The organism is Bacteroidota bacterium (assembly GCA_030706745.1).
Classification (GTDB): domain Bacteria; phylum Bacteroidota; class Ignavibacteria; order Palsa-1295; family Palsa-1295; genus PALSA-1295.
This window is the reverse complement of record JAUZNX010000002.1, coordinates 136024-161401: the sequence shown is the minus strand read 5'-3', so window position 1 is coordinate 161401 and position 25378 is coordinate 136024. Positions and strand designations below refer to the sequence as shown.

The 25378-nt window shown below is 53.7% G+C and carries 20 protein-coding genes; 11 read left to right on the top strand and 9 right to left on the bottom strand.

The genetic code is table 11. The features are described from left to right. Positions 1–190: 190 nt before the first annotated feature. The 5 genes from rpoC to Q8902_03225 form a co-directional block, all read right to left on the bottom strand. Positions 191–4471, bottom strand: a complete 4281-nt coding sequence (gene rpoC, locus Q8902_03245) for a DNA-directed RNA polymerase subunit beta' (GenBank protein ID MDP4198568.1) — start codon at positions 4469–4471, stop codon at positions 191–193. Positions 4472–4561: 90 nt separating this feature from the next. Beyond that, positions 4562–8398: a DNA-directed RNA polymerase subunit beta gene (gene rpoB / locus Q8902_03240; GenBank protein ID MDP4198567.1), complete on the bottom strand. Its 3837-nt coding sequence runs from the start codon at positions 8396–8398 to the stop codon at positions 4562–4564. Between the two features lie 587 nt (positions 8399–8985). Beyond that, the gene (locus Q8902_03235; GenBank protein ID MDP4198566.1) at positions 8986–10344 is read right to left on the bottom strand and encodes an amino acid permease; all 1359 of its coding nucleotides are present in this window, start codon (positions 10342–10344) and stop codon (positions 8986–8988) included. A gap of 39 nt (positions 10345–10383) precedes the next feature. Further along, positions 10384–11286 carry a PIG-L family deacetylase gene (locus Q8902_03230; protein ID MDP4198565.1) on the bottom strand — a complete coding sequence of 301 codons (903 nt, stop codon included), beginning with the start codon at positions 11284–11286 and terminating at the stop codon, positions 10384–10386. Positions 11287–11365: 79 nt separating this feature from the next. Next, complete coding sequence (locus tag Q8902_03225; GenBank protein ID MDP4198564.1) at positions 11366–11818, bottom strand: hypothetical protein; 453 nt, start codon at positions 11816–11818, stop codon at positions 11366–11368. 150 nt (positions 11819–11968) lie between these two features. On the opposite strand from Q8902_03225, the gene Q8902_03220 reads away from it, so the two are divergent. Beyond that, complete coding sequence (locus Q8902_03220; protein ID MDP4198563.1) at positions 11969–12598, top strand: TlpA disulfide reductase family protein; 630 nt, start codon at positions 11969–11971, stop codon at positions 12596–12598. Positions 12599–12612: 14 nt separating this feature from the next. On the opposite strand, the gene Q8902_03215 is transcribed toward Q8902_03220, so the two are convergent. Beyond that, complete coding sequence (locus Q8902_03215; GenBank protein ID MDP4198562.1) at positions 12613–15720, bottom strand: hypothetical protein; 3108 nt, start codon at positions 15718–15720, stop codon at positions 12613–12615. 445 nt (positions 15721–16165) lie between these two features. Here Q8902_03215 and infA point away from each other — a divergent pair, with 445 nt between their 5' ends. The 7 genes from infA to rplQ all read left to right on the top strand — a co-directional run bounded on the left by infA (position 16166) and on the right by rplQ (position 19936). Beyond that, the gene (infA, locus tag Q8902_03210; GenBank protein ID MDP4198561.1) at positions 16166–16384 is read left to right on the top strand and encodes a translation initiation factor IF-1; all 219 of its coding nucleotides are present in this window, start codon (positions 16166–16168) and stop codon (positions 16382–16384) included. A gap of 18 nt (positions 16385–16402) precedes the next feature. Next, positions 16403–16519: a 50S ribosomal protein L36 gene (gene rpmJ, locus Q8902_03205; protein ID MDP4198560.1), complete on the top strand. Its 117-nt coding sequence runs from the start codon at positions 16403–16405 to the stop codon at positions 16517–16519. 96 nt (positions 16520–16615) lie between these two features. Next, a complete protein-coding gene (gene rpsM / locus Q8902_03200) occupies positions 16616–16993 on the top strand; it encodes a 30S ribosomal protein S13 (GenBank protein MDP4198559.1) in 378 nt (125 codons plus the stop codon). A gap of 64 nt (positions 16994–17057) precedes the next feature. Next, on the top strand, positions 17058–17444 hold the full coding sequence (gene rpsK / locus Q8902_03195; GenBank protein ID MDP4198558.1) for a 30S ribosomal protein S11: 387 nt from the start codon (positions 17058–17060) through the stop codon (positions 17442–17444). Between the two features lie 169 nt (positions 17445–17613). Further along, positions 17614–18246 carry a 30S ribosomal protein S4 gene (gene rpsD / locus Q8902_03190; GenBank protein MDP4198557.1) on the top strand — a complete coding sequence of 211 codons (633 nt, stop codon included), beginning with the start codon at positions 17614–17616 and terminating at the stop codon, positions 18244–18246. 77 nt (positions 18247–18323) lie between these two features. After that, the gene (locus Q8902_03185; protein MDP4198556.1) at positions 18324–19313 is read left to right on the top strand and encodes a DNA-directed RNA polymerase subunit alpha; all 990 of its coding nucleotides are present in this window, start codon (positions 18324–18326) and stop codon (positions 19311–19313) included. Between the two features lie 59 nt (positions 19314–19372). Then, the gene (gene rplQ / locus Q8902_03180; GenBank protein ID MDP4198555.1) at positions 19373–19936 is read left to right on the top strand and encodes a 50S ribosomal protein L17; all 564 of its coding nucleotides are present in this window, start codon (positions 19373–19375) and stop codon (positions 19934–19936) included. 110 nt (positions 19937–20046) lie between these two features. Here rplQ and Q8902_03175 read toward each other — a convergent pair whose 3' ends face one another. The 3 genes from Q8902_03175 to Q8902_03165 are packed head-to-tail and all read right to left on the bottom strand — an operon-like array spanning position 20047 to position 21324. Further along, positions 20047–20475, bottom strand: a complete 429-nt coding sequence (locus Q8902_03175) for an SRPBCC domain-containing protein (protein ID MDP4198554.1) — start codon at positions 20473–20475, stop codon at positions 20047–20049. Positions 20476–20506: 31 nt separating this feature from the next. Then, positions 20507–20950: an SRPBCC domain-containing protein gene (locus Q8902_03170; GenBank protein ID MDP4198553.1), complete on the bottom strand. Its 444-nt coding sequence runs from the start codon at positions 20948–20950 to the stop codon at positions 20507–20509. Positions 20951–20982: 32 nt separating this feature from the next. Beyond that, complete coding sequence (locus Q8902_03165) at positions 20983–21324, bottom strand: metalloregulator ArsR/SmtB family transcription factor (protein MDP4198552.1); 342 nt, start codon at positions 21322–21324, stop codon at positions 20983–20985. A gap of 129 nt (positions 21325–21453) precedes the next feature. Here Q8902_03165 and Q8902_03160 point away from each other — a divergent pair, with 129 nt between their 5' ends. From Q8902_03160 to Q8902_03150, 3 genes are all read left to right on the top strand, one after another. Then, entirely contained in the window at positions 21454–21636 is a 183-nt protein-coding gene (locus tag Q8902_03160; protein MDP4198551.1) for a hypothetical protein, read from the top strand. Positions 21637–21667: 31 nt separating this feature from the next. Continuing rightward, positions 21668–22474, top strand: a complete 807-nt coding sequence (locus Q8902_03155) for a TIM barrel protein (protein MDP4198550.1) — start codon at positions 21668–21670, stop codon at positions 22472–22474. Between the two features lie 151 nt (positions 22475–22625). Further along, a complete protein-coding gene (locus Q8902_03150) occupies positions 22626–25298 on the top strand; it encodes a hypothetical protein (GenBank protein ID MDP4198549.1) in 2673 nt (890 codons plus the stop codon). The last annotated feature ends 80 nt before the right edge of the window (positions 25299–25378 follow it).

Below are 25378 nucleotides of genomic sequence, written 5' to 3'. Positions count from 1 at the left end.
AGGGGTTCTCTTCGTTACTGAATCCCACTGGATTTTAGCTGGCTCGGTGAACTGGGCTGCCTCAAGCGCAAAACTGCGCGAGGGCACAACTTGGGACTGGCCAGAAAAAAAGCCCCGGCCATGTGATGGCCGGGGCTGAAAAAAGAACCCTCACCCAATACTCTACCGAATCGGTAGGGAGACGATGAACTTACGCAGCGACGCGCTCTCTGCGGATGGTGCGATCGACCGCGACGGCTTCCTCGGCGCCGAGCCAGCCATCGCCCTCCACGGAGGTCTTGAACTGCTCCTTCGGCACGACGATGAGCTCGCGGAACTTCGGAAGTCCGGTACCGGCCGGTATGAGATGACCGACGATGACGTTTTCCTTGAGTCCCTCGAGTGTATCGAGCTTGGCCTGAATGGAAGCGTCCGTGAGCACCTTCGTCGTCTCCTGGAAGGAGGCGGCAGAGATGAAGCTCTCGGTGGTCAGAGCAGCCTGCGTGATTCCGAGCAGGACCGGCTCGCCATAGACTGGCTCGGCCGGACGGCCTTCGGGCGGCGTGCGATCCTTCTTCTTCAGATCTGTAACGACTTCCTTGAACCGCTTCTTCTCGAACATTTGTCCGAGTTTCAGTTTGGAATCGCCACGTTTCGTGATAAAGACGGAGTTCATCAGAATGTCGTTCTCGTTGGCGACCTTGGCCTTATCCACTTCGTCATTCACGAGGAGCAGCGAATCGCCACTCGATGTGATGCGGACCTTGCCGAGCATCTGTCGAACGATGACCTCGATGTGCTTATCCGAAATCTTCACACCCTGCATGCGATAGACTTCCTGAATCTCGTTGACGAGATACTGCTGCACTTCGGCCACGCCCTTGATCGCAAGAATATCGTGCGGATCAATCGCGCCTTCGGAAAGTCGCTCGCCCGAACGGACGGTATCGCCTTCCTGCACAAGAATGTGCCGGCCAAACGGAATGGTGTATTCGCGACGATCGGTGCGATCGTGTGAGGTAACGACAACCACTCGCGAACCACGACGGGGCTTCTCGAAATGGACTGTCCCATCGATTTCGCTGACCGTCGCAGGATCGCTTGGGCTGCGAGCTTCGAACAGTTCGGTAACGCGCGGCAGACCGCCCGTAATATCGCGCTGTTTGCCAGACTCGCGTGCAATCTTGACGAGCACGGTACCAGCCTCGATCACACTGCCATTCGTGATCTGTAAAATCGCGTTGGACGGAATGATATAATTGATGATGACATGACCGTCCGGCGAAACGATATCGATCGTCGGCGATTTAGTCCGGTCACGCGAGTCAATCGTGCGTGTCTGGAGATTGCCGGAAAGCTCGTCCGTCTCGTGGCGGAACGTGACGTTCTCGATAAACTCCTTAAAGCGAATCGTACCCGCATGCTCAGAAATGATGACCGCGTTATACGGATCCCATTCATAGAGCATCTCGCCTTTGGTTACTTTCTGAGTATCCTTGACAAGAATGCGAGAGCCATACGGCGCATCGAACTTTCCGACCACGCGATTATCGGCGTCGAGAACATTCAGCACACCCGAGCGGCTCATGACGATGAATTCGCCATCCGGATTGGTGATGACCTTCATGCCTTCGTACTGCACGGTACCATCGAACTTGCTCGTCACCTGCGACTGTGAAGCAATGAGCGAAGCCGCACCACCCGTATGGAATGTACGAAGCGTCAACTGCGTACCAGGCTCGCCAATCGACTGTGCGGCAACGATACCAACAGCTTCGCCAGTCTCGACGAGCTTATGCGTCGTGAGATTGCGACCGTAGCACAGTGCACACACACCACGACGAGCTTCGCAGGTCAGGACCGAACGAATCAGGACGGTTTCGATCGAGGTCGCACCAATTCGGGCCGCGATCTCTTCATCGATCATACCACCAGCCTCGAGAATGACATCCTGAGTCAGTGGATCGATGACGTGATCGAGCGTTACGCGACCGAGGATGCGCTCGGAGAGCGGCTCCTTCACGTCCTCACCCTCTTTCAAGGCACTGACCGGAATACCACGAATGGTACCACAATCATGATCGGCGATAATCGCGTCCTGCGCGGCATCGATGAGACGGCGCGTCAGGTAACCGGCGTCCGCTGTTTTGAGGGCGGTATCAGCAAGTCCCTTACGAGCACCGTGCGTCGAAATAAAGTATTCGAGGATCGAAAGTCCTTCGTGGAAGTTCGAGATAATCGGATTCTCGATCAACTCGCCCGTTTGGCCGGAGAGCGATTTCTGCGGCTTGGCCATGAGACCGCGCATTCCAGCGAGCTGACGGACCTGCTCCTTCGATCCGCGAGCACCAGAATCCACCATCATATAGAGGGGATTAAAACCTTCGCGATCGTGCATCAACGTGTCGAACAACTTGTCCGCCACACGGTTGGTCGCGCGCGTCCAAATGTCAATGACCTTGTTGTACCGCTCGCCAGAGGTCATGAATCCATTCAGGTACTTATCCTGAACATCATCGACTTGTTTTTGCGCCTTTGCAATGATCTCGTCCTTCTCTTTCGGTACGATGATATCGCTGAGCGCAACAGAGAGGCCGCCCTTCGTGGCAAATCCGAATCCGAGATCCTTGAGTTTATCCAGGAATTCGACAGTCTGGAGATTGCCGACGGTGCGGAACGTCGTCGAAATGATCTGACGGAGACGCTTCTTCGTCAGGAGCTCGTTGAGATATCCGAGTTCTGCCGGTACGATCTCGTTGAAGATGACACGACCCGTCGTGGTTTCGATCATCTTACCCTTGACACGGACCTTGAGCTTCGCGTGAAGATCGAGCCGTCCAAGATTGTAAGCGATGATTACTTCCGCTGGGCCGGAGAAGCGCATGTTCTCGCCCTTGACACCATCGCGATGCTTTGTCAGATAGTACGCACCCAAAACCATGTCCTGCGAAGGCACAGCAATCGGCTCGCCATTCTGCGGGGAGATGATGTTGTGCGAGGAGAGCATCAGGATCGAGCACTCGAGCTGGGCTTCGTAGCTCAATGGCACATGTACGGCCATCTGATCGCCGTCGAAATCGGCGTTGAATGCGGTACAGACGAGTGGATGGATCTGCAGTGCGCGTCCTTCGACAAGGCGCGGCTGGAATGCTTGGATGCCAAGCCTGTGCAGCGTTGGAGCGCGATTGAGCATGATGGGATGCCCATCGATGATCGATTCGAGAATATCCCACACTTCGGTTGTCTTACGTTCGACAACCTTCTTGGCCGATTTGACCGTCTTCGTAATTCCGCGCTCAATGAGCTTCCGAATGACGAACGGCTTGAAGAGCTCGACCGCCATCTCTTTCGGCAGACCGCACTCGTGCAATTTGAGTTCGGGTCCGACCACGATGACCGAACGGCCAGAATAGTCAACGCGCTTGCCCAGCAAGTTCTGGCGGAAGCGGCCCTGTTTGCCCTTAAGTGTATCCGAAAGCGACTTGAGCGCGCGGCTGGTATCCGAACGCACCGCAGAAACGCGGCGCGAATTATCGAGCAGCGAATCAACGGCCTCCTGCAGCATGCGCTTCTCATTGCGCAAAATAACTTCCGGAGCCTTAATATCCATCAATCGCTTCAGGCGATTGTTACGGATAATAACGCGACGATACAGATCGTTAAGATCGCTGGTGGCAAAACGACCACCTTCGAGCGGAACGAGCGGACGCAATTCCGGAGGAATGACCGGAATGATATTCATGACCATCCACTCGGGCTTATTCTGCGGCTTTCCCTCTTCTTCGCGGAATGCCTCGATCGAACGCAGACGCTTGAGTGCATCCTGGCGCTTGAGCTGGGAGGTTTCCTCACGCGCTGCGCGGCGGAGATCGAGCGACAGTGCTTCAATATCAATCCGGCGCAACAGTTCACGGACGGCATGACCACCGATCAGTGCGATGAACTTGTTCGGGTCGTCATTCTGAAGGTCCTGATTGCCTGGAGGAAGATTGTCGAGGATCTTGAAGTACTCCTCTTCTGTCAGTAGGTGTTTCGCCGGAAGTCCGGTGTTACCGGGGCTGACGACAGCATACGATTCATAATAAACGATCTTCTCGAGGTCCTTCGTCGGAAGGCCCAGAATGTGACCAATTTTGTTCGGCAACGAACGGAAATACCAGATGTGCACGACTGGCACAGCCAACTGGATGTGACCGAAGCGCTCGCGGCGCACCGATTTCGTCGTGACTTCGACACCGCAACGATCGCAGATGATGCCTTTATAGCGAATACGCTTGTACTTGCCACAGTAGCATTCCCAATCGCGTGTCGGTCCGAAGATCTTCTCGCAAAACAATCCGTCTTTTTCCGGACGGTATGAGCGATAGTTGATCGTCTCCGGCTTCGTCACTTCGCCGTGACTGCGGTTAAGAATCGAGTCCGGACTCGACAGTCCGACCGAGATTGACGTGAAACTGCGAAGCGGTACTTCTTGTGGAAGCATGTATGCCATAGTGTCTCCTAATCCTTCTTCTAAAACTCTTCTAACTTTTGTCGAACTGGACCGATAGGACTGGTTGGTCCTATCGGTCTCTTAAGTCACTTAATCGATCCGAACTTCCAAGCCTAAGCCCTGAAGCTCGCGCACAAGTACGCTGAATGACTCGGGCACACTCGGCTCGGGCATATTCTCGCCCTTGACGATGGCCTCGTAGACTTTCGAGCGGCCCGGCACGTCATCCGACTTCACAGTCAGAATCTCCTGCAAGGCATGCGCTGCACCGTAGGCTTCGAGCGCCCAGACTTCCATCTCTCCAAACCGCTGCCCGCCGAACTGCGCTTTTCCACCGAGCGGCTGCTGTGTGATCAGGGAGTATGGTCCGATCGACCGAGCATGAATCTTATCATCGACCAAATGCGACAACTTCATCATATAGATCTCACCGACGGTAACGCGCTGATCGAATTTGTCGCCCGTTCGTCCGTCGTAGAGTTCTGTCCGGGCATCGACATCGAGCCCCGACTCCTCCAGGTAGCTTTGGACATCAGACCAGTGAGCGCCATCGAAGATCGGAGTCTCGAAACGAACGCCGAGCTTCTTTGCCGCAAAGCCAAGGGCTGTCTCGTAAAGCTGGCCAATGTTCATACGACTTGGTACGCCGAGCGGGTTGAGCACGAGATCGACCGGCGTTCCATCCGCGAGAAATGGCATGTCCTGAATTGGGACGATCTTGGCAACGACACCCTTATTACCATGGCGTCCAGCCATCTTGTCACCCACGGAAAGCTTGCGCTTCTTGGCAACGTACACCTTGGCCATCTGCATAATGCCAGGCTGGAGTTCATCGCCCAGTCCAACTTTCGAGCGTTCACGGCGGACGTCCGAATCGATGTCCTCGCGTTTGATCCAGTATCCTTCGAAAATGCGACGGACCTGATTCATCTTGCGACGATCGTCGATCCAATCGGTACCGACCGAAAGACGCTCGATCTCATCCAGGCGCGAAAAGAATGTATCGTGCTTGAATTGGACTCCCGAACGGATCACTGCGCCACCATCGAGATCGCGAACGCCAATGGATGTTTCACCATCCAAGACTTTCAGAAGCTTCTCGGCAAGTTTCCGATTCGTGTCATCGAGTTGATCTTTGTAGGTCTTCTCAATGAGATCGATCCGGCGCTTCTCTTCGCGTTTTTCCTCGCCCTCTTTCTTGAGACCTTTACGCGAGAACAACTTCGTATCAACAACGACACCCTTGATGCCGGGAGGCGCTTTCATCGAAGCGTCCTTCACGTCGCCGGCCTTATCGCCGAAGATCGCGCGCAACAGCTTCTCTTCCGGCGTTGGATCGGTCTCGCCTTTCGGCGTAATCTTTCCAATCAGAATGTCGCCTTCTTTAACTTCCGCACCAGTGCGAATGACGCCGCTCTCGTCCAAATCTTTGGTCGCCTCTTCGGAGACGTTCGGAATTTCACGCGTGAGTTCTTCCTCGCCGCGCTTCGTGTCTCGGACGTGAAGCTCAAATTCTTCGATGTGGATCGACGTGTAAATATCTTCGGAGACGACGCGCTCGCTGATGACGATGGCATCCTCGAAGTTATATCCGCGCCACGGCATGAAGGCAACAAGGACGTTGCGTCCCAGTGCAAGTTCGCCGAGCTCCGTCGAAGACGAATCCGCGAGCACATCACCCTTCGCCACCCGTTGCCCCTGCTTGACCGAAGGACGCTGCGTAATCGATGTGTCCTGATTGGTGCGGAAGAACTTTACGAGCTTGTACTCACGACGGCGACGGTCATCGAATGAAGCAAGTATCTCATTCGGTGTGCCTTCATCGTCATAGACCATGAGAATGCGTTCGGCATCGACAGCCTCAACAATTCCATCACGTTCGGCGAGAATCAATGCACGTGAATCGCGAGCGATCTTGCCTTCGAACCCTGTACCCACAAGAGGCGCTTCGGGACGAAGCAATGGCACCGCCTGGCGTTGCATATTCGAACCCATGAGCGCGCGGTTTGCATCGTCATGCTCGAGAAACGGCACCAACGCCGCGGCTGCCGAGACGATCTGCGATGGCGCGACATCCATATATTGAATGACGTCCGGGGCAACGACAATAAAATCACCGAACTGGCGAGCACTAATGCGATCGCCGACGAAATGTCCTTTCTCATCGAGCGGATGATTCGCCTGCGCAATGATCTTATCTTCCTCGTCATCGGCCGTGAGATAGGTGATATCACTCGAGACCTTGCCGTTCTTCACCATTCGATACGGCGTCTCGAGGAATCCGAACTCATTGACGCGAGCATAAACCGACAGCGACGAGATAAGACCGATGTTCGGTCCTTCCGGCGTTTCGATCGGGCAGAGGCGACCGTAATGAGTATAGTGAACGTCACGGACTTCGAAGCCGGCACGCTCACGAGTAAGACCACCAGGTCCGAGGGCAGACATGCGGCGCTTGTGCGTCATTTCGGCCAGCGGATTCGTCTGATCCATGAACTGCGAAAGCTGATTGGTGCCGAAGAACGTATTGATTACGCTCGTTACGGTTCGCGCATTCACAAGATCGGCCGGGCCGACCTTCTCGTCATGGATTGACATGCGCTCGCGGATCGTGCGCGCCATGCGGGCCAATCCGATATTAAACTGCTGCGCGAGCTGTTCGCCGACAGTGCGCACGCGGCGATTGCCAAGATGATCGATGTCATCGACGGCGGCTTTACCAAGCTGAAGCCGGATGATGTACTTGAGAATTTCAACGATGTCCTCTTTGGTCAGCGTCGTGATCTCGTTCGGGATGCCAAGCGCCGTCGCCTCGTGCAGTTTTTGGTTCAACCGGATGCGTCCGACCAATCCAAGATCGTAGCGCTTCTGGTTAAAGAACAATTTTTCGAGCAACCCGCGAGCGGCTTCCATATCCGGGGCCTCGCTCGAACGCATCACTCGATAGATCGCCTCGTAGGCATCATCGGTCGAACGCGAAGGGTCCTTCGCGATTGTATTCAGAATCACCGAACCTCCGGTGTCCTCCAAATCCATGAACTTGATTTTGCGGACGCCACTGGATTTCAGACGTTCGACCGATTCTTCCGTGAAGGTTGAATCCTTCGAAAGAAAAATCTCACCGGTATTCATATCGATGACATCGCTCGCAACCAGCTTACCGATGTATCCGGGAAGATCTGCCGACTTGACATCAACTTCATGGACAAGCCCGAAGAGTTGGAGAATATCCTCATCGCTCGACCATCCAAGTGCACGGAGCAGCATCGTCACCGGAAATTTCTTTTTCCGATCGATGTAGGCCCAGAGGACATTATTAATATCGGTCGTGAATTCGACCCAGCTTCCGCGGAACGGGATGACACGACCGGAATAGATCGGGGTTCCATTCGGGTGAAGGCTCTCGCCAAAGAAGACACCCGGCGAACGATGCAACTGGGAGACAACGACGCGCTCGGCGCCATTGATGATGAATGTTCCGCGCTCGGTCATCTGCGGAAGGTTGCCCAGAAACACTTCCTGCTCGACCGTCTCGACAAAATCTTCGGACTTCTCGTCCTGATTCTTCGAACTGAGACGCAAACGAGCCTTCAGCGGCACGCTATATGTCAGCCCGCGCTCCTGGCACTCCTGCACGCTATACCGGGGCTTTTCCAATCGATAATCGAGATACTCGAGCGTGAAGGTCTCGCGCGAATCGATAATCGGGAAATTCAACTGGAAGACCGATTCGAGACCCATCGCGATTCGGTCGGCGATGGGGATGCCCTCCTGAAGAAATTCCTGAAACGACTTGAGCTGCACGTCGAGAAGATCGGGCAACTCATAGTCACGCGGGATCTTCGAAAAAGAGATGCGGCCATTATCCGCGACGTGCGTGCCATTCAAAAGCGCGACGCCGTTCGATGTTTTGGTTGCTTTCGCCATGTCTATTCTGATCGGAAACTGAAAAATCTATCTCTGCTCGTAGCTACTCGATGCACATTCAATTTGTGGCGGCGGGGATTCCACCCGCTCACGACTGAGCGCGGGTAAGCGCGAGGCCTGTGGAAGGCCGCGGAAACCGCAAACTACAAGGATCTTCGAAATCTACTATTGGATGCGCCCCATGTCGGAGGTTGCCCGCAAAGTGTGACCATTGAGAGGAAGAGCGTGGTATGGACGACGCATGCAAAGCGGCAGGCACGCGGGCGCGTGGCGCCGGCCAGAAAGGCGGTGTGTCGGTTCAATGTCATTTCGGTTGTGCCTGCCGCTGAACTTCTCAGATTGTCAGAGCATACTTGCTCAACAATACAGCGAAATGCAGACAAACAGACGGTTTTTTGGCAGTACGGGCAGTTTTTGCGTGCCCCAGATACCTCTGCTGCGCTTAAGAGCGGATGTCTATTGTTAATTCACTCCCTCTTTTTCGCGCGGGACAGCAAACCTGCTTTTAGTGCGAAGAATTCCGAGAAAACTCAATGAATTGTTTGTATATTGTGGAAGCCTCACACCCATCATTGCCGCGAGGCACCCTATGGGATTACTGGAACCGCATACGGCCACTCTTTCGTGACTTTCGACCTGACCAGGAATACAACCACCCCTACCGCGATTACTCCGAGCGCCCCACTGATGAAAGGCAGTCCTGTAAAATAAAACACAAACAGCCAAATCAGAATGGACAGGATGGCCGGCACCGGAAAGAACGGCATCCGGTACGGCAGGTCGCGGACACGCTCGGGCGAGCGGTGCCAGAGGACGAGACCTAACGTCTGTCCAGTAAATTGCACCAGAATCCGCATCGCCAGGATCGCGCTGATGACATCACTCATGCGGTTAAAGAATACCCCAAAAATAAAGCCCAGCGCTCCCATAACCAGCAAAGAAACGTGGGGGAAATTCTTCGTGGGATGGACGCGAGCAAAGATCGGAAAAAAGGCTCCTTCTTTTGCAGCCGCATACGGAATTCGCGAATAGCCAAGCAACGCGGAAAAAAGCGATGCAGAGGCGATCACAAGAATCAAAACGGTTACGATCTGCGCCCCTGTCTCGCCATAGATCCGTTCGAACATCAGACTGAATACGAAAGACGAATGCCGAGCCTCCTGCCATGGTAATGTGCCCAAGACCGATAGTTGCATTGCGATATAGATCGCCGCGATGCCCAGGACGGAGATAAACATACTTCGCGGAATATTCTTCTCCGGTTGCTGGATCTCCGCACCGAGATGACAAACGTTGTAGTAGCCGAGGAAGCTATAGACACTCTTCCCCATTGCTTGTCCTAGTACAATGAAAAAGATTGGCGTGAGTGAGAAGGCATTCGATGGATAGGTGAATGCGAGCTTTGGATCGAAGTGCGTTGCACCTGCAAAAAGAATCCATCCGATTGTGAGTATGAGCACACCCCACAATACCACGGATATTCGTCCGGCAGTTGTTATCCGGCGATAGAGCGCGAAGGTAATCAAGATGACAAGCGCACCAGATACCATCCGCCGCTCAAGCGATGAGAGTGGAATAAGGTACGCGACATGCTCGGCAAATCCGATGGAGCCGGAGGCAACGACCAGTGGAGCCTGAAAAACCGTTTGCCATATAAACAAGAACGAGAAAAATCGGCCCCACGAATTCTCCCCATACAGTTTGCGCAGGAATATGAAGCTTCCACCCGCCTCGGGCCAGCGCGCACCAAGTTCAGACCAGACCATGGCGTCCAGCACCGCGAGCAATGCGCCCAGCAACCATGCGACAATGCATTGCGGGCCAGCCATAATGTCAATCACCAGCGCCATCGTTACGAATGGGCCGATTCCGACCATGTCGATCATGTTGATCGCGGTCGCCTGTCGGAGTGTGAGTGAGCGAAGAAGCTTGGGGCTATCTGCCATGATTCGGCATCATGCAATTCCACATATGGAGAGAAGACATCACTTAATACCGGGATACGTGACTTCCGGATAGTAATTTTTCGCGAGTGCGTCGAACAGGGCTTTGGCCTTCATTCGTCCTTCCGGTGGATTGATATCGTAATAATAATAATCCTCGATGTCCCCTTCATTCATGCCGAGTTGCATAGTGCCTTGCGATTTATGCTCGGCGATCTCCCAGTTGACAACGATCTTATAATTTAGCGCGTGATGAAATCCAAAGCTCTGCGTCCGATCGAACGAGAATTCCGGCTGACCGCTCGCAATGTGTGTGATCGGGAATTCCGCAAGACCATACGCCATCCGTGGCGTCACGCCCTTCTTCGAATTGCTACCAGCAAGTATAATCGGATGCGGGCCTCGGAAATCCTTTACCGCTTCGAGCGCAAGGATTGAGGCCGCTTTATGATGCCCGTGAGTCGAATCGGTTGGAAGCAGCGTAAACACGAAATCATAATGGCCATCGCCGAGGATCTGCTGGAGCCGGGATTTTACGAATGGAATATTCCAGTTGCTATCCAGTACTTCGTGCGGATTCAACGTATATCGATTATCACGCTGGTCGAGAAAATAGATTTTGCCAAGCCCGATGATCGTCCCGGCGTTTTCCAGCTCCTGATGACGAATTCGGGGAAGATACTTTCGACCCGTGTCTTCGTTCGTTAGTTTTAGTTGATAATATGGTTCGGCCAAAGTCGAGTACTTGTATCCCGCCTCCCCATTGGTAATGACACAAAGATCGACCGAGCCTCCGAGCTCATGTGTCAACTTATAGATAGTCGCGGCGTATGCCGTCTCATCATCGGGATGCGCGTCGACGATAAGCACCTTGGTCCCACGCTGAGCGAGCGCGGGCAGAGAGACGACGAAGAAAAGAAGTGCAATGCATGTTTTTCGAATCACGCGATGGCAACAATCCGCGACACGGGAGAATTGCAGGAATGCTCACGGAGTCCAGATGCTGCCAACCTATTTCTTCGAATTACTGGGCTCGCCCCGGTGACGCGATCTCTCCTTGACTATTCGATTCCATCATTCGTGCGATTTCCGCAAGCTCCTGCTGCTCGAGATCGAGCGTTGCCTGATCGAGTGCCTCGCTGACTGCCTCATCGTCAAGATCTGAGGTGAAGAACCGATGGCTTTCAATCACCAGACTGTCGTTCCGAGGGAGAATCGTATAGACGGTTTTGCTATGGATTTCATCTGTTCCGTCCGAGCCGTGTACGGCCTCATACAGCACGAGTTCATTTGGATTCACATGGTCGAATTCACGGCCTTTCGAAAGATTGTATTCCGCGATTGCGATGGAAGCACGCTTCCAGTCGGCGTTACGGACTGCAATCTCAGGATGGCCTGACGGAGTCGTAAGATGGCCGGAGGCACATCCGACAAGAATTCCACTGCAAGCAGCCAATGGGAGAAGGAGCTTTCTCATGGGGGTACAAATTGTTTCCGATGTACCAGCTTTTATCGTCCAATTCCATGCCGGGAATTCGATGCGTGGGATTGCCAGGACAAAACTTTGAGGCGGTGTAACAGAAACGCTCCGAGAGTGTTATTCTTGATGGAATTTATGCCTATAACCATGAGTCGCATACAAAACCATCGACTTTCAATACTTCATGCAGCAATACTCTGCATTAGCGGCTTTGGCTACGTTTCATTCTTTTCCGGATGTTCGACTCCGTCGGCGCCTGATCCGCTGATCTTTAAGGAAGAGTATGCCGGCAATGTCTCCGCATTTTATGGTACGCATGGCCCAGCTCGGGACAGCGCGAACGATCCGGCAGCACCGGATTTTTATTGGCGATCGAGTTCAGGCGCCCTCGACTCCCTTAGTGGTCAGGCTGGCAAGATTGTGCTTCTAAATTTCTGGGCGACCTGGTGCGGTCCGTGCAAGGCCGAAATCCCCGGCCTCCAGGCGATCGCCAAGAAATACTCTCCCGACTCCGTTATTGTCATCGGTGTTTCCGTTGATAATAATGGATATGCGTTCGGGAAAGTATCCAGCTATTGCCAACAGAACGGCGACACGTACCAGATGGTCATCGACTCCGATTATCACATCTATCAGCTCTGGGCGGTCGATGGCTATGGCCAGAATTTCGATATTCCATATACATTCCTTCTCCGGCCGTCCGGAACAATCGCCAAGTATTTTGTCGGCGAGCAACCCGAGGCAACGTTCGTCGATGCGATCGACAAACTGCGGTGACCGAAACGAATTGCCTATTTCATCACTACAAACTCACCCGAGGCGACCCCGCGTCCACCATCGAGTGGACGGATCATGTAGTGGTACACCCCACTTGCAAGCCGTGTCGTACTAACAGAGAACGAGGCCATCCCCGACTGCAGGACCGATACATTCTCAGATCGGACTTCTTGTCCGGTCTCGTTGATAAGCGAGAGTTGCGCATCGACAGACCGCAATGCCAGGAATGGAATTTCCACTTCGCCTGACGTGACCGGATTCGGTCGAGGCATATTGGTGGAGCGAGCGATCCCGTCATTGACAGAAAAACCGGCGCCATCCCGCATGAACCGATAGAGTATCGAATCACCACAAGCAAAATTGATGGAGATTGTACCGGAATCGATGACATCTCCGAGCGCGCACTTGCTGAAAATGTAATCTCCGCCATTGAAATCGACGTGCGTAATTCTGAATCCCGTCTGCGACGAATCCGAAACGAAGAACCGAAACTTCTGGCTGATGAACGGCGTCTCGGCATCGAGGGAGAGGTTCGGGCCCTTTGCGTGAAGCGGTAGCTGCACGAGCTTGCCGACTGGCGGGATGATCAGAGGATCGCTCGTGGTGGTCTCCAGCAGACTGCCTGGCTGAGGATCGCCAATCGCTTCCATCACATCACCATTGTATTCGAGCGTAACATTGATCGAATTAATACCCTTGTTGTGAAACGTACTCTGCGGTACGATCGAGACCACCGAGGTATCGCCCGCTCGGACCGAAAGTCGACCAATGATTGCACTCAGTTTGACGGTGTCGGTCGGTGTTGCAGCCGCGGTAAAGTGGATTGTTCGAAGTTTGGCAGAGTCGGCATCAGATCGCAGAGCCAGGGTTGCAGAAGTGCCACCCGATACAACCGGGGCAAAATGAACCATCAATGCGCTGCTCTTATAAGGCAGTAGCATAAAGGGCACTGACGGCGGATTGACAAGCGAAAAGCCTGCGCCAGCGAGGCTCAGACTATCGAAAAAGATCGTGTCGCAACTATTGTTTGCAAATGGAATAAGAACGTCCTTAGTTTCGCAGAATGCAATCGTGTCCAGATCGCGATGGGTATCGTCGAGTGCAAGTACCTTCGGTCCGTTCGTAATGGTAATAGTATATGGTAAGTCGGTTGTCACGGCAGGTCTCCCATCGATCGAATCGATCACGCGCAGATATCCGCGATAGGTACCACGTTGGAGTATCGATGCCTTCAGGCCGCCGATCAGCGTGTCACCATTATGGATCTTCCGCAAGCCGCCGGGTACAAACCACTTGAACAACGTAGCGGGCGGCGCTGCCGTCTTCGTCGAATCGAGCAATGCCACCTTCACGTTGAGGTAGGTACAACCAGGATTTGTAATGAGGAACGGGATGATCGTATCGTTGTCACACGTCGTCTTTGTCCCAAAGTCAATCGAAGTGGCGAGCGTTCGAGCATTGCCGAGTAGCATAATGAACTTCGGATTATCCGGCTTGCCGATACCACTAAGAGCATAGGCCAGGCGCGCCGGCTGACCCAGGATGATAAGATTGACGATCAGAGAATCGTGGCTGGCGTTGAGTTCGGTCGGATTGAAACGAATCGTAAACGTCTTCCGGCCACCCGACGGGATTGAATCGTTCTTGATCACCGTCACAAGCGAAAAATTCGTACCCGTCTTGATCGATGAATTCAGAATCTGCACGGTAAAGCAACTATCGTTCGCGAGCGTGATCGTGGTATCGCGCGAGTCACAGAGCGCGGTCGAATCGAACGCGACCGATTTCCTATCCGCGTAAACCGGATTCGTAAACCGCATCGCCGAGAGGATATGGACCGTGTCGTAGCTATAGACCCCCTCGCGCAGAAGCTCCACAATAAGCCTTGTTTGATAGGCTCCCGCAAATCCGGAATACAGCCGGAGCCGGAGCGATCGCCTTTGGTTCGGCAATATCACGTAAGGGTATTGCGGCGGACCTCCAGAGGGATCGAGCACATCAAGCCGCGGCATGGCCGGCACGTTGGCATTCGTGATGTATATAGTGTCACACCCCAGGTTCTCTATTGTGATAATCGTATCCCGCGGCGAGCAGACATTGATCGAATCGACCAGCAGGGTGCTCGACGATGACAAGCTGGACTGCGCAAATGCGCCATCGCCACCATCGGTGGTCTTATACACATTGCCCAAATCGTCAAATGCAATCACGACCTCGCCACGACAGCCGAGCACTATGAATCGCGTATCCCGTTCATTTGCTGGACCACCGACAGGCACCCACGTTTTTCCATGGTCGGTTGAACGGAACATCTGTCGTGGCACCGAGGATGCGTCAACGAGTGACACTTGCACGTAGAGGGCGGTATCTGCAACTCCACCGATGTGTCCAGTCGTTCGAAATGGCAGATTCGATTTTAGGTTGATTGGCCAGGTCGCACCGTAGTCAGTGGATTTGTTCACTGAACTGTTGACATTCTGAAGACCCTCTCCAGCGGTGTAAAAAACGGATGTCCCCGGAACTCCATATACACTCCATGTCTCCGAGTGATACGCCGCCGGGAGTTTAATCCATGTGATTCCTCCATCGGTCGTTCTGCTCCAAATGGTATCCCAATAGCTGGTAGCCACGCCGTGAAAATCATCGACAAAGTCAACTCCATTCGTGAAGTCGAGCACAGGAAGCCGGGTAAAGGTCAGTCCCCCATCGGTTGAGAAACCTCCCGTATTAACCGAACTCCGACTCGTCACAACCAATGCTGCGGGAGTCTTCCGCACGCAGCCTGCATCTCCGATGAAGGTGGTCCCGTGCCAACTAGCACCACCATCCGTCGTTTCATACACTCCCGGCCCGGCAACCCACTCGATCGTTAGCCAACCATGCATTCGGTCGAGCATCCAGATGTCCTCAATGGTTGGGTTATTACCGCCAGAGGAAATTGGGATGGGAATGAGAGGGACCGTGGTCCAAGTGAGCCCACCATCGACCGTCTTAAAAACCCCTTGAAGGCCATCGCCACCTATGAAGCCACTGTGCTCATCAAAGAAGAACCCAGCATGGAAAGCAATGGTATTTTTTGGATTTGAATATAAGAGACGCCACGTAGCATCAACGTCCCGCACGGAGAAACCTGCTAATAGCAAGACGGCAAATGAATGGCAAAAAACACTACGAAGCGTCACGCGCATAACTCTAAGACCCCGAATCCTTTCCATAATAACGCTACGGGCGCCGGAACCTCACACGAAAGGGACGTGCTTGGGTTGCTAAGGAGCGAATCTGCGGAGAGGTTCCGATGAATGACATCGGACTCACAAATCAGAGACTTTTGGCAGTCGGTTGGAGCAATCTCGTGCTTTGGCACGCTAGTTCGAGATCTCAGGAACATTCACCAACCGATTGCGGTTACTTGGCCGCACTTTCGGCGGGACGGCGTTTCTCTCGTAATCGAGGTATAGAAGCGGAAAAAGCTTAAACCGATTGAAATCCAATGGGTTATGGGCTTTCTATTCTTTTGGAAATAGCCCAATTGAAGCCCGGACCGCAGGGTGCGTCTAAAACGACTGAATGGCGAAACAAGGGGCGATCAAGGTCGATGGCGTGATCGATGAAGTACTGCCGAACGCGAGTTTTCGCGTGAAGCTCGAGAACGGCCATAAGATTCTGGCCCATGTGGCCGGCAAGATGCGGATGAACTTCATCAAGATCCTGCAGGGTGACCGTGTGACCGTCGAGCTTTCGCCATACGATTTGAACAAAGGACGCATCACGTATCGGTATAAATAAGTTTTTCAAGGCACGACCATGAAAGTCCAGGCATCAGTGAAGAAACGCTGCGAAAACTGCAAGGTAATTACCCGTAAGGGCGTCGTGCGCGTAATCTGCAAGACGAATCCGAAGCACAAGCAGCGTCAGGGATAGGTTCACAGTGCTGAGTGCTAAGTGCTAAGTGCTTAGTATTCGCAGTCCGGCATGGACTTAGGCACTCAACACTTAGCACTCAGCACTTATTAGAGAATGGCTCGAATAGCAGGTATCGATCTTCCGAAGAACAAGCGGTCCGTCGTCGGGCTGACCTACATTTACGGCATCGGCAAGACGTCGGCCCACAAGATTTTGGCGGCCGCCGGCATCCCGGACGATAAGAAAGTCGCCGATCTGACCGAAGATGAAGTCACGAATGTGCGTCAGATTCTGACCACTGACTTTAAGGTCGAGGGTGTCGCCCGCAGCGAGATGCAACTCGCGATCAAGCGACTCATGGATATTGGCTCGTATCGTGGACTCCGGCACCGCAAGGGCCTTCCAGTCCGCGGACAGCGTACGCGGACCAATGCCCGCACCCGTAAGGGTCGTCGCAAGACCGTCGCAGGAAAGAAGAAAGCAACCAAGTAAGTTTTAATGCTGAGTGCTACACTCGGAATCGAATTCGTAGCACTCAGCATTCAGCACTGATCGAATGGCAAAAACAGCAAGCGGATCGAAGAAGAAGAAGACAGCGGAGTCCAAGGGCGTTGCGCATGTCAAGGCGACGTTTAACAACGTGATGATTACGTTGACAGACCCGCAGGGCAACACCCTTTCGTGGGCGACTGCCGGCAAAATGGGCTTCAAGGGCTCGCGCAAGAACACACCGTTCGCCGCGCAGGTCTCGGCGGAGAGCGCCGCGAAGGAAGCCTTCGATATGGGCCTTCGGAAGGTCGATGTGCTGATCAAGGGACCGGGTTCGGGCCGTGAGGCCGCCGTCCGCGCATTGCAGACTGCAGGCATTGAAGTCCTGACGATTAAGGACATCACGCCCATGCCGCACAACGGCTGCCGTCCACCAAAGAAGCGACGCGTTTAGTTTTGAGTTAAGAATGAGGAGCGAAGAGTAATCTTCTCCCTTGATTCTTAACGAGGTAGTAGTAGTTTTTTTTAGGTCGTAAACTTCAGTCTGAGCATGATGAAGGACGAAGGCCGACATGAGTGAGGGATTATTCTTAATCCTTAACTCTTAATTCTTAACTGATTTCATGGCTCGTTATACCGATGCATCCTGTAAGCTTTGCCGCCGAGAGCGTCAGAAGCTCTTCCTCAAAGGCGCCAAGTGCTACTCCGAAAAATGTCCGGTCGAGAAGCGGTCATATCCGCCCGGACAACATGGCCTGAATCGTCGCCAAAAAGTATCTGAATACGGCGTCCAGCTCCGCGAAAAGCAGAAGGTGCGGAAGCAATATGGAATGCTCGAAACCCAGTTTCGCAACACGTTTGCCAGGGCCCAGCGTCTTCGCGGTATCACCGGTGAGAACCTGGTGAAGCTTCTCGAGCGCCGCCTCGATAACGTGGTGTACCGCCTGAACCTTGCACCCTCGCGCAAAGCCGCTCGACAGTTGGTATTGCATCGCCATATTACTGTCAATGGGAAGAACGTCAACATTCCGTCGTATCTCGTTTCCCCGGGCGATACGATCCAGGTGAAGGAATCGAGCCGCAGGCTTTCTGTCGTTCACGAGTCACTTCAGCGGACCCGTGGCGATGCCGCGGTCCCGAACTGGCTCGCGCTCGATAAGGCAAACTTGTCCGGCGTATTTCTTGCCGTGCCTGAGCGCGCGGACATTCCGCTCAATGCGAACGAGCAGCTAATCGTCGAGCTTTACTCGAAGTAAGCCAGCGGAATTATGGTTTCTATTTCTTCTATCGGCGCCTTAACACGAATTTAGTACTAACCACAGGAAGAGAGCTTATGACCAACCTACACATGCCCGAACGGATCGAACTGGAAGAATTGTCGCAAACGCCGACATTCGGACGGTTCATCGCCTCGCCGCTCGAAGAGGGGTACGGCACAACACTCGGCAATGCTATGCGCCGCGTGCTGCTCTCCTCTATTCCCGGAACAGCATTCACCAATATTCGAATCGAAGGTGTGCTGCACGAGTTCTCGACGATGAAGGGTGTTGTCGAGGATGTTGCCGAGATCATCCTGAATTTGAAAGGAGTCCGACTGCGCGCCGAGCAGACTTCGAGCACGCGCATCCTGATCGATGTGCAAGGACCGCGCGAGTTTAAGGCTGGCGATTTGCAGGAGTTCACGCCGGAAGTCGAGATCCTCAATCCGGATCATCATCTTTTTACGATGTCCGCAACCACGCGCGTCCAGATGGAATTGCGTGTCGGTCACGGTCGTGGATACGTGCCCTCCGATGAGAACAAGACAATCGACGCCCCAATCGGCACGATTGCGATCGATTCGATTTATACCCCAATCGTCAATGTCCGCTTCGTTGTCGAACCAACGCGTGTTGGACAAAAGACCGACTACGAGCGTCTGATCCTGGAAGTTGAGACTGATGGCTCGATCACCCCGGAAGAGGCCGTCACCATCGGCGGACGCATCCTCCGCGACCACGTCAACCTATTCGTCCGCTTTGGCGGCCCCGAAGAGGAAGAACCAGTGCGCCAGATTGCCGATACCGAGACCGAGCGCATTCGCCAGATTCTTTTGACGCAGGTCGACACCCTGCACCTTTCGGTCCGCTCGCAGAATTGCTTGCGCGCCGCGAACATCAAGACGATTGGCGAACTTGTTCGCCGCGATGAGCGCGATCTGCTCACGTTCCGCAACTTTGGCCGCAAATCGCTCGACGAGCTTGGTAAGATCGTCGATTCACTCGGCCTCTCCTTCGGAATGGATGTCGATCGCTACTTGGAACAACCGGCAGAGGCCCACTAAATCTTTTATTAGACGGATCGGTCCGATCGGGCTGGTTGGTCTTACGCTCAAGGACAACAATGAGACACGGAGTAAAAGGAAGAAAGTTAAAGCGCACGTCGAGCCATCGCGCCGCGCTGCTGAGCGGGCTTGCGACATCGCTCCTGCTGCACAAGAAGATCCGCACGACTGAAGCGAAGGCAAAAGAAATGCGCCGATACGTCGAGCCGATCATCACTCGTGCAAAGCGTGCGATCGCACTCAATGCCGATTCCAGCGCGCCGGCACGCATTCACGCTCGCCGCGAAATTGGTCGCGTGATCCATGATGAGGCAGCGATCAAGGCGCTCTTTACCGAAGTCGCGCCGAAAGTTGCTGAGCGTGCTGGTGGTTATACCCGCGTAATCAAACTCGGATATCGCCACGGCGATAACGCCGAGATGGCAATGCTCGAGCTGGTCGATTTCACTGGAGGTGAGACGACTGAGGCGCCAAAAGCCAAGATGGCGAAGCCGCGTCCAACACGCAACAAGGCAAAGACTGCTGAAGCCAAACTGGCCGACCATGAAGAAACTGCCGCTCCTGAGGCAGCGCCGAAGAAGCCTCGTGCTACGCGGAAGAAGAAAGCACCGGCATCGGAATAAGCTATTCCAATGGATTGTAATTAGAAGACCTCGGATCTCCGAGGTCTTTTTTTTGTACCGGCGCGGAAACCGCACCGGTAACAATCTCAAGATAGCAGCGGGTCGAACGCCTATTTTGCCATCGCGTTCTGCCGTTTGGAGATTGAAGCAGGCAGCGATGTTTTGAGCTTCCCCATCCAGCCGGAGACTGTCCCTTGATAGACATTCTCATCCTTGCCCTCGACGAAACCGGTATGCTCGAGCCGCAGCTTGGTGCCGCTGGCGTTTGGCTCGAGAAAGAATGTCACGAGCGTTGAATCCGCCCCCCAATCCCAAGAGTAGGAAAGCTTATGCGGCCTGACCATTTCCATGACCTTGCCGCGGGTCATTCCTTTGGAGCTATCATTGCCCGACCAATAGAGTTCGAATTCTGCCCCAACACGAGGCTGAAAGGTCCCATGCATCAGCCACTCGTCGAGCTGCGACTGATCGGTGAGCGCCTCCCAGACTTCGTCAGGGCTGTAGGGATACTGTTCTTCAATGATGATCGATTTGTTCATGGTTCGAATGAGCTAAGTGAAAATGGTGAGCTCAAATTTGTGAGCTAGCCTCCATTGGGCGGCTAATACGATTGAGGTGTTGGCTGAGCGCTGCGAGTTTTTCGTCCCAGCCGTTGGTGGCTCCTTGATAGACCTGATCGTCCTTGCCTTCGACGAAGCCGACGTGTTCAAGGCGGAGTATGGTGCCACCATTGCTGGCTTCGAGATAGTAGGTGACGACCGTGACGTTCGTGCTCCACGAGGGCTTCTCCCAAGTATAGGAGAGCTTCTGTGGTCTGACCAATTCAAGTATCTTGCAGTGCGTGACACCCGATTGACCATCCTTTGACCAACGGAATTCAAACTCGGCTCCGAGTCGTGGCTCGAAGGTGCTATCAGACAACCATTCGCTGATCTGTGATTGATCCGTAAGCGCATCCCAGACTTCATCCGGGCTGCAGGGATAGTGTTGTTCGATGATAATTGATTTTTGCATATCGATGACAGTGTTAAATATGACGCGCGAACTCACTTCTTCTTTCCAGCCCTATGCTTCCGCTCCAAGTGTTCGCCCAAGGCCGCAAGTCTTTCGTGCCAGAAATTCTCGTAGTGCGCAATCCAGTCAGAAATTTCCTTGAGCGGCTTTGGATTCAGCGCATAAATTCGCTCGCGTCCTTCACGGCGCTGCCGAACAAGCCCCACATCGCGGAGCACCTTCAAGTGCTGCGATAGCGCCGGCTGCGACAGCACCACGCGCGCCTGGATGGCGCTTACGGGCTGCTCGCCGCGCACCAAAAAATCGAGGACGATCCGCCGATTTGGATCGGCGATCGCTTTATAGACATCCCACTCGGCAAACGGTCTGCTCATGATTATTATTATATAAGTTATAACTTATATGATAGACAGTGGGTTCCGAGCTTCGGTTCTGCTCTCTTCCTCAAGTCCTTTCGCTAGCGATATTTTGTCCGAGTTCTACTACCATCGTATCTTTGTCGCATGAAGCGACCTGTCCTGCGTGTAACCCTACTGAGCTTCCTCATCTGGTCCATTGCGATGGGATTGATATTGCTCAGTTGGACTACAGAAGATTACAGGTGGCTTTCAACCGTGGCTTTGGGGATGTTGCTACTCGGCATGGCAATACCCATCATTGCTTCCATGATGGCAAAAAAGAAATAGCCGACACGCGAAAATGATAGGCGATCAAGCCATGCAACTCAAGATATACAAGTCCCTTTGGGGCATGACTGGGCCGCTCGAAGCGCAATTCGAGCGCACTAAGGCCGCTGGTTATGATGGAATCGAGAGCGCAACCCAGGAAATTCAGAACGCTCCCCTGTTCCAGCAACTCCTACGCGATCACGAGTTCGAGTACATCTCACTCGTCTATACCGAAGGTCCGGACCACGCGGAAGATTTCAAGCGGCTCGCAAATAATGCGTTAGAGTTCAATCCAAAGAAGATCGTCGCGCATGCAGGACGTGACACGATGAGCTATGTAAAGCAAGTCCGATTTCTGGAATCCTGCTTGCGAATCGAAGAAGAAATTGGCATCCCCATCGCGCACGAGACGCACCGGCGGCGACCGCTCTTCTCGCCAATGAATGCGCTGGCCATTCTTCGAGAGTTACCAGAGTTGCGCGTCAACGTGGATTTCAGTCACTGGTGCGTGGTCACGGAATCTTTGCTCGAAGATCACGAGCAAGCCATTGCGATCGCTGCAGAGCGCTCTATTCACGTTCATGGGCGCGTCGGCTACGAGAATGGCCCGCAGGTCCCCGATCCACGAGTCCCGGAATGGGAGCGATGTGTTACTCGCCACGAAGCCTGGTGGAATCTTGCGATTGTGGCCCACAGGCTGCGTGGTGAGGCTGAGTTGACCTTCGTCCCGGAATATGGCCCGCCGAGCTACATGCATACGGAGCCCGCTACGGGCCAGCCGGTGGCAAACCTATGGGATGTTTGTCTTTGGTCAGCGGAGCGCTTCAGGCGCCAGTTTGAGGCCTCTGGGAGCTAAGTGAAGGGCAAGCCTGACTTCTGAAAGCACGTTCTATACGTTTCCCAAGGAATTTGAAGATTTTTTTGTAACCCCGGCGATCTCAAGCGTTTTAATATAGGGTGTAACCTTTCGCAAGTTGGCGGGTCTCCCAATATGGAGCTTTCCTACAATGAATCTCATTCGTTCGATTTCCGCTTTCCTGATCCTCCTTTCAATTGCGGTCTGCCCGCCGATTAAGGCACAACCTCAACGGATCACGCACCAGATCACTCATGCCCGGCATGACGCCCCCGAGCTCGGCCGCGACTGCTGGTTCTTGCTCCTGACGAATTACGGCCCGGTGAACCTGGCCGGCAAGTACTTCGCGCTTTATGTGACATCGCCGAGCACGACAACCGTCTACGTCCAGCTCACGGGCGGGGCGCGAACTGCGATTGTGGTGAAGCCATACCAGACGACGACATTCAACATGCCGCTCGCGTGGGAAATGCATTCGAGCGGTGTCGTCGGTGATTTCGGAGTTCACGTCTGGTCGAACGATGCCGATATTTGCGCCTACGTCATGTCCCACAGCCCCGCGACATCCGATGGTATGTACGTCATTCCGGCGATCGGGTGGGGCAAAGAATATGTCGTGGCCGCCTATGCCGCGCTTAACGAGGGATCGGGCAGTACTACCGTCGATCTCCCCAGTGAGTTCGGGATCGTCGCGAATCAGGACAACACGCATGTCTCGATCACGCCGACCGCGGACATCCGGGTCGAAGCCAGCAGCGGCGCTTGCTGCAGTTGCGTGCTCGCGGCAAAAGGCCAGACCTTCCAGGTCATCTTGAACCGGGGCGAGTCAGTGCAATATGAAACCACCTGCACCTTGGACTGTGATAACTTCGACCTGACCGGAACCGTCATCACATCGGACAAGCTGATCGGCGTGGAGGGCGGCTCACAATGTACTAACATTCCTTGTGATTTCCCTTACTGCGATCACGTACTCGATTATATTCCGCCAACGCGGACCTGGGGTAGTACGTATTACTCGATCCCGTTTTACCAGCCACCGGGATCGGCCTCCGGCCATCAGGCTTCGACCTTCCTCGTCGTCTCGTCGAAGCCGGGGCAGATCATCAGTCGTTTCGATAATCTTGGTGGGCTATTGCCCGTATTCACTGCGTTCCGAAAGTATGACTTCCGCTTTTTGAACGATATCACTCAGGGAACCAGGTGGTTTTCAGAGGCACCATTTCTGCTCGTGCAATACATCAATAGCGCGAGCTACCCGGATCGGATCAATGGCAATGGTGACCCTTCCGAAGTCGTGATTAATTCGGCCGAGGAATTCACCAAGACCGCGGTGTTCTGCACACCAAGCGATATAGGGTCTCAAGGACCATATACGAGCTACGTGAACATAGTCACCAAATACGGCGATACCAGTGTCAGGTTCGATGGCAAGTCCGTGAAGAGCTTTCACCAAGTTTACATGGACGGCATTTATGAGGGATACCGGGCCGATGCCGTCACTCCCGGTACGCACATCGTGACCTCGGATTCCGGGGTCGGAGTCTATATCTACGGCTACGGCCACGACGAGTCCTACGCGTGGTCAGGACTGCTTGGCATGGCAACGGTTGGAAGCCGAGACACCACGCCCCCAATCGCAAATGCATCGGGGGCCTGTTACTCTGCACATATCAATCTCTCGGATGCGGATGGCGATTCCGCAAGTCCTGGACTCGACTACATTCGAATTGATTCGGTATACAACATGGGCTACCAACTCGATCCGACCTGGATCGAGGGTGTCGCGAAGACCGCCTCGTTCTATGACATGACGGTTACGAATTTGACGCAACCGGCCAGTCTCGTTGCGTCAGTGTTTGACATGGGCGGCAACCGGACGACGATCAGTAGCACCTATGTCCCACAGACGGCGAGGATCGGACCGCCAATCCAATATTTCGCCAACGGCAACGATTCCACTTGCCTGTATGCATTCGATACGCTCGTCAATACTGGCCAGGCTCAATTCCCGTTCAGCCTCTTGCATCTGGCACATGGCGATCAGGGGTTCTCGATCGATAGCGCTGTCATGACTCCTCTGAGCCCCGGCGAAAGACGAGCGATTAAGATTTGCTTCAAAGCCCTCACGAAGTCCACAGTTTACGATACGATTCTATTTGGTGACGTGTGCGTGACCCAGGAGGTCGTTCTCACAGGCGATGGCGGCCTGAGTGACTTTTCTATAACGGGTCATTCCTTTGGCACAACCCCATTGGGCACATCGATCAGTGGCTTTGCCCAGATCATCAATCGCTCGAGCGGGTTACCAATCGTGATCGACTCGACCTGGGTCGATGATACGATCCATTTTGCGCCGATCATTCCTCAAAAGTATTGGGCACCGCCGAGTTATCTGATGGCACCGAATGAGATTGATAGCGTGCAATTCACGTTCATGACAACGCTCGCAGACACTGCTGGAAGTTACCAAACATCCTGGTATGCTCTTAGTAAAGGGATTATCCATTTGGGAGAGACCGGTATTCGGTCGAATTTCCTGGTCGCCAATGTAGTGCCTGCTGCCTCTGTTGGTCCCGATGCGGACCATACTGTCGGGTCACCAACTGTTGTTAGTGATGGTCACTTCCTTCATGTAGTGCTGCCGGCAGACTGGTCAGGCGTTACAGGATTCGAACTGGAAACGGTGCTGGGGATTAACGTGCTAACGAAAGTGCTCGACCAAAAGAGGATCGATATCTCGTCGTTGCCTACTGGTACATACTTCTATCGATTGACTGGCACTAAAAAGACCGCTACCGGCAAACTCATACTGGAGCAATAAAGAGAACGCTCGTTGCTAGCTCATGACAACTTTCACGAGCTAGCTGAAATCGGTCACCATCGAATCCTATGGCCAAGTAA